The sequence below is a fragment of the Microcystis sp. LE19-10.1B genome, assembly GCF_027530565.1.
Classification (GTDB): domain Bacteria; phylum Cyanobacteriota; class Cyanobacteriia; order Cyanobacteriales; family Microcystaceae; genus Microcystis; species Microcystis aeruginosa.
This window is the reverse complement of the sequence record NZ_JAPZQM010000052.1, coordinates 1-5,317: the sequence shown is the minus strand read 5'-3', so window position 1 is coordinate 5,317 and position 5,317 is coordinate 1. Positions and strand designations below refer to the sequence as shown.

The window sequence follows — 5,317 nt, the reverse complement described above, 5'->3', positions numbered from 1 at the left end:
CCGACAGAAGGACTGCTATCTATCTCGGAATGGCTGGCAAAATCCTCCAGTGTTTTTACCAAGAGTTGTCAAACAATCCGAAACTGGTTTGGAGAAATAATTAGTTATTTCGAGCGAAGGACAACGAATGGGGTGGTCGAGGGAATCAACAATCAACAATAAACTTAAACTAATAAAACGGAGAGGCTATGGCTTTAGAAACTTTCGGAATTTTTGGGTTAGAAGTATGTTGTCTTGGCATCTTGTCTGTTGATTTAGCATAAAGAGTAACGAAGAGCCACCATTCCCGATGCATTCGATCCAGTCCAAACAACCGCTGTTGGTGTTGTTGCACCACTCTGAGTTACGTTAATCGGTCGTAATATGGAGCCATCCCAGAGATCGGTATTATTGTTGGCGACTGGGGTGCCATCTATGAGGTAGATGGAAACACCCGTACTCGATGGATTAGTCCCTGTATTATCACGAGCATCGACTCCGGTAGAAGAACCGCCTGTTTGCGTAGAAGCGATCGCCTTCCAAGTGATCGTATTCGGGTTAAATCCCGCCGCATTTAAAGCCAGATCAAGAGCCGTATCAATCGCTGGGGTTCCCCCTCTGGCTTGAGTGGTGACAAAGGTATTGTAGTCGTTGATGTCGAAGCTTGTCGCATCCCGTGTGCCGTCAGTGACAAAGACCAAACGATACTGAGCGCCAGGAGCCAAGTAGGGGGGGACGACCACCAAAGCAGCCTGTGCCGCACTAGCCGTTGCCAGGGTCGCCAGGGCAACTCCGGAGACAAAGCAGAGTTGTTGTATTTTTTTCATTGATTTGCCTAAAAGTGCTGTAGTGGATGGATTTGAGTGCGTGCGACATTAGCGAACAGAACACCCCAGAGCTTACATACTTCTCCCCCCGCATTGTATCATAAGATACAATTTGTAAATCTTTACATTCTTCTCCTCCAGGGCTGACGCTTGCTAGAATGAAATCCCGCTTGATTTGTGGTAATGAGACAGTTTATGTTAGATTTTCATCTATCTGTTCAGCCTGAAACCGAAAAACGCCTTAAAAAGATTTTAAACTCCATCAAAGATCAAGAAAAATTTGCCCAAAGCATTATTGATTATCAGATTGCCGAATTACAAAAAAGCAATTTGAATCTAAAATTAGATTTAGCAGCTCTGGAAAAACAATATCAAATGACATCCAAAGAATTTTATCAGCAATTTTCCCAAGGTATTTTAGGAGATGAATCGGACTTTATAGTTTGGTCTGGACTATATGAAATGCTTCTTCAAAACGAGGCTAATCTCCAAGAATTAAAATGATTGAGGCCTATTTTTTGCAAATCGAACAAACCATTCGAGAATTTCCCAATGTCAGATATTTATCACTGACCAAGAAAATTTAGGCTCTTCGGTTTGTGTTATGCAATGGACGGGGGTTATAAGGGATGGAACCCTTATATAGAAAGGCATTTAGCGATTTTTGTCAATTGTTTTTTATCTAGAGCGAACTAATCAATTAAGTCTCTTGCCAGATAAGGATTTAGTCGATTTATGCCCGCCTATCGAACCATAACAAGTAACGAAGAGCCAAGTTTTAGAAGATTTGGTAGATATATATACCCAAGAAAATAAACCTTTGCCCTCGCCAAAACTATTACAATTAGCTGAGAAAATTACTAATGACTAACCTCCCAACTATTCTAGGACTAAAAGTAGGTTTTTCTCCTGGAGAAAATGATTTCAACAAAAACTTAACACAAATTCACTTAAAAACTATTGACTCGGCAGAAAAGAGGTAGTACGGTTGGAATCGACAAAAATTAGGTCGGACTTACCCCATGAAAACTAAAAAACTGACACCCCGCAACGCTGCTCCTGTCCAACGGGAAAATACCGCTACCGTCTCTCGTGATGGCAATGCGATCGCCCCCATTTCTGGGGTAACAATCCACATGGGATTCCTTTTGCGGGAGACGACGCAGAGTAATCCCCCTGATTCTAGCACGAACCTCAAAAAATGTCAAAAGACTTTTTCTCCTTGCCAGGGCGCACGGTTTGCCTCAAGGAATTGACCTACAACCCTAGTTAATTCCTGGCTTTCGGATACCTGGAACCCGGGGAGAAGCTTCTTGAGCAGGGGAGAGAGGGAGCGGGGGAGTACAGGTTTTTGCTCTTCTGCTGTCTCCCTTTTCCTTGGTTGAGGAGTGCTAAAAGATTTAGATTCAGGGAGATGAACCCCTGCCAATAGCTTACTCCCCCAGGGTTATCGGGTAGCGGTGTTCTTCTCCTTGGGTTTGTATTTCTGGCAAAAGCCTTTGTACTTTCTGGCACATTCTTCTAAGCTGTCACCAAGTTTAAGAAAAGCAGGATGCCATTGAGTTAAGCCGTCATCGGTTAAACGTTCATAACTGCCGTAGTTACTGAAATCATAGAAGAAGCCAGAACGCATTTTTGCTGCTTTCGGGTTGCCGTGAATGTAACGTAAGGTATTTAACGCCCTTTCTCTATCTGAAGGAGGGAAACCATCGCCAAAATACCGCTTTTCCCAAAAGTGTCCTGTGCGATCCCCCCTAGCCCCCCTTGATAAGGGGGGAAGCCGAAGGCGGGGGGATCACATCGCCGTGTACCAGTTGAGGAAGTGCATGATTTTGGGTAAATCTTCAGGTTGGGCAGGTTCAATGAGATAATGGACATGATTAGACATGATACAGAGAGCATAAAGCCTAAACTGGTGTTTGTCTAAAGCCTTCTTGATGGCATAAAGAAATACCTCCCGGCATTCCCGCTTGGATAATTTGAATTCTCGGTTATTGCAGCGTGTGGTGACGTGGTAGGAATAACCAGCTTGTAAATTTCGAGGTTTTCTTGGCATATTCTTAAGCGAAATTTGAAATTTATGATAGTTGCTGACATTCAAAAAAGCTCCCTCAAAGAGCAAAGGCTACAATTTATTCGTAACCATCAACAAGCTTTCGATGTTGAGCCGATTTATCCTTTGCGGCTGTTTGAAGATTTCGTGATGGGGGTTGAGGGCGATTGTACTATTGAAGCCTCTTGTAAGATAGAATTGGATAAACTGATTGCCTCAAGGTTTTTGCTCTTTTTTAAAGATAAAGCTCAAGAGTGGCAAAAATATCTAGCTCAATCTCTAGCTTTTTTTCAGCAAGTGGAGAACCGTGTGGGTGTTCAATTAGATTATTCTTTATTACAGGGATTTTTAGGAGATAATTTTGACTTTAGCAAGCTAGAAGTCCTAACTGCTGGTATTGACTTAAGAACCAATCTTGCCGATTCTAGTCTAAAAATGCACATCAGAATTGGGGATTATCCCGAAAAACTAGCAACCGCTTTTGTTTTAAGTGACGGTGTTGCTGATAGTAATTATCTCAGTGGGTTTGTTCACCTAATTGGGTTTGATTTTTATTTCAATGGTAAGAGTGCAATCGAAATTTATGCCGAGATTAGAGAAGATGATTTTTTCAAACCAGAAACCATCAATCAAGTGTGGCAACATTTTCCTAAATCAGCCTTAAAACCTCTCCAAGCATCAGATCTATTTTTTACAGGTTTATCAAAAGCAAATAATAACCCAGTGCTTTACTACTCTCTCAAAAATCGTCAGAATTTAATCAATTACTTTAAGCTTAATGATACCGCCCAAAGAGTTCACAGCTTTTGTCAACATCAAGATATTTTACCGAATATGTGGGTAGGCACAGCCCAACAAGAATTAGAAAAAACGAGAATCGAAAACGTTAGGCTTTACTATTATAAGTATTTTGGAATGGAGTAAATTTTATGTTAACCACGAAACTTCTCTGATGTCAAGACAGTCAAAACGATAAAACAGCTAATGGAGACCATCAATGATGCAAAGAATTCACGACTTAAAACAACTCTATGAGATTGATGACTCTCAATGGCTAGGAGAAACCGTTAGCCTACTCAGAAATCATCAATTTTCACAACTAGACTTAGAACATTTAATCGAGGAATTAGAGGATTTGGGCAAAGAAAAGAAAAATGCGGTAGCCAGTCTTTTAGAACAGGTTATCCGCCATTTATTATTACTGCAATACTGGACAAAGGAAGCAGAATATAATACAATTCATTGGCAGGAAGAAATTTATAACTTCCGTACTCAATTAGGGCGAAAAATGACAGCCAATCTCCACAATTATTTAGAGGAAGAATTAAACTCGATCTACCAAGATGCGTTAGGTTTTGTCAAAATCAAAACAGTGAATACTGTGATTTTTCCCTCTCAATGTCCTTACTCACTAGAACAATTACTAGATCGCTCTTGGTTGCCATAAAAATCAATTAAACAACAAAAAGAGATGAGAAATTATGTTAACCACAAAACCCCGCTTTCAAACCTTCGCTGAATATCTACATTATGAGGATAATTCAGAGGAACACTATGAATTATTTAACGGAGAATTGGTAGAAATGCCGCCAGAATCAGGACTTAACTTTGAAATCGCTAACTTTCTTTTTCTCAAATTTGCCTCCCTTGTTGGACATCGGAGAGTCAGAGGACATGGTTTAGAATTAGAAGTGAGAGGCGAACCGAAAAACCGTTACCCTGACTTAACCATTATTCGAGAAGAACATATTCAATTACTCTCCCAGAGAAATACGATTCTTCTTACCATGGCACCCCCCTTATTAGTCATTGAAGTCGTTAGCCCCGGAGAAATCCAAAGAGAGAGAGATTACATCGCTAAAAGAAGCCAATATCAAGATTGTGGGATTCCCGAATACTGGATAGTTGATCCTCAAACTCAAACCATTTTAGTCTTAGAATTAAGAGAAAATACTTATACAGAAATTGGTAATTTTAGCAATGATGACTTAGTAAAATCCTCTATATTTAATCAACTCAATTTAAAAGTTTCTCAAGTATTTAATTAGGCAAATTAACCCCCATGATTACCGTCGAACCCATTACCTTAGCCAAGTCTCCTCAAACAATTCCACGCCTAGAAAATGGAGACAAGCTTACTCGTCGTGAATTTGAGCGTAGATATAATGCTATGCCAAATCTGAAAAAGGCAGAACTGATTGAAGGAATTGTTTATATTATGGCTTCTCCTCTCAGAATTAAGAACCATGGTGAACCCCATGCTGATATTATAGGTTGGCTAAGTGTCTATAAAGCCTTTACTCCCAATCTGCAATTAGGCGATAATTGTACGGTACGTCTTGATGCGGACAATGAACCTCAACCCGATGCACTATTAAGAATTAAAAATGGTGGACAATCAACGATTAGTGAGGATGGTTATGTCGAAGGTGCGCCAGAGTTAATCGTCGAAATTGCT

General features: G+C 40.4%; 8 protein-coding genes and 2 pseudogenes. 7 read left to right on the top strand and 3 right to left on the bottom strand.

Going from position 1 to position 5,317, the window contains the following annotated elements:
* A pseudogene (locus O9332_RS02000) lies at positions 1–253 on the top strand (transposase); the annotation flags it as partial.
* A gap of 1 nt (position 254) precedes the next feature.
* Here the strand turns inward: O9332_RS02000 and O9332_RS01995 are convergent.
* The gene (locus tag O9332_RS01995; RefSeq protein ID WP_002757099.1) at positions 255–806 is read right to left on the bottom strand and encodes a hypothetical protein; all 552 of its coding nucleotides are present in this window, start codon (positions 804–806) and stop codon (positions 255–257) included.
* Positions 807–1,001: 195 nt separating this feature from the next.
* Here O9332_RS01995 and O9332_RS01990 point away from each other — a divergent pair, with 195 nt between their 5' ends.
* Positions 1,002–1,310, top strand: a complete 309-nt coding sequence (locus O9332_RS01990; protein ID WP_002757098.1) for a hypothetical protein — start codon at positions 1,002–1,004, stop codon at positions 1,308–1,310.
* A 518-nt stretch (positions 1,311–1,828) separates the two neighbouring features.
* Positions 1,829–1,977 (top strand): annotated as a pseudogene (locus O9332_RS01985) (anacyclamide/piricyclamide family prenylated cyclic peptide).
* Positions 1,978–2,253: 276 nt separating this feature from the next.
* Here O9332_RS01985 and O9332_RS01980 read toward each other — a convergent pair.
* Positions 2,254–2,439, bottom strand: coding sequence for a hypothetical protein (locus tag O9332_RS01980; RefSeq protein ID WP_002762727.1), 186 nt, complete (start codon positions 2,437–2,439; stop codon positions 2,254–2,256).
* 162 nt (positions 2,440–2,601) lie between these two features.
* Entirely contained in the window at positions 2,602–2,862 is a 261-nt protein-coding gene (locus O9332_RS01975; RefSeq protein ID WP_080603660.1) for a transposase, read from the bottom strand.
* Positions 2,863–2,886: 24 nt separating this feature from the next.
* Between O9332_RS01975 and O9332_RS01970 the strand changes: the two genes are divergently transcribed.
* The 4 genes from O9332_RS01970 to O9332_RS01955 all read left to right on the top strand — a co-directional run.
* The gene (locus O9332_RS01970) at positions 2,887–3,783 is read left to right on the top strand and encodes a DUF5838 family protein (protein WP_002762729.1); all 897 of its coding nucleotides are present in this window, start codon (positions 2,887–2,889) and stop codon (positions 3,781–3,783) included.
* A 76-nt stretch (positions 3,784–3,859) separates the two neighbouring features.
* Positions 3,860–4,306, top strand: a complete 447-nt coding sequence (locus O9332_RS01965; protein WP_043999427.1) for a DUF29 domain-containing protein — start codon at positions 3,860–3,862, stop codon at positions 4,304–4,306.
* A gap of 34 nt (positions 4,307–4,340) precedes the next feature.
* Entirely contained in the window at positions 4,341–4,907 is a 567-nt protein-coding gene (locus O9332_RS01960) for a Uma2 family endonuclease (protein WP_002762733.1), read from the top strand.
* Positions 4,908–4,921: 14 nt separating this feature from the next.
* On the top strand, positions 4,922–5,317 hold a 396-nt coding region (locus O9332_RS01955), incomplete at its 3' end, for a Uma2 family endonuclease (protein WP_288023440.1).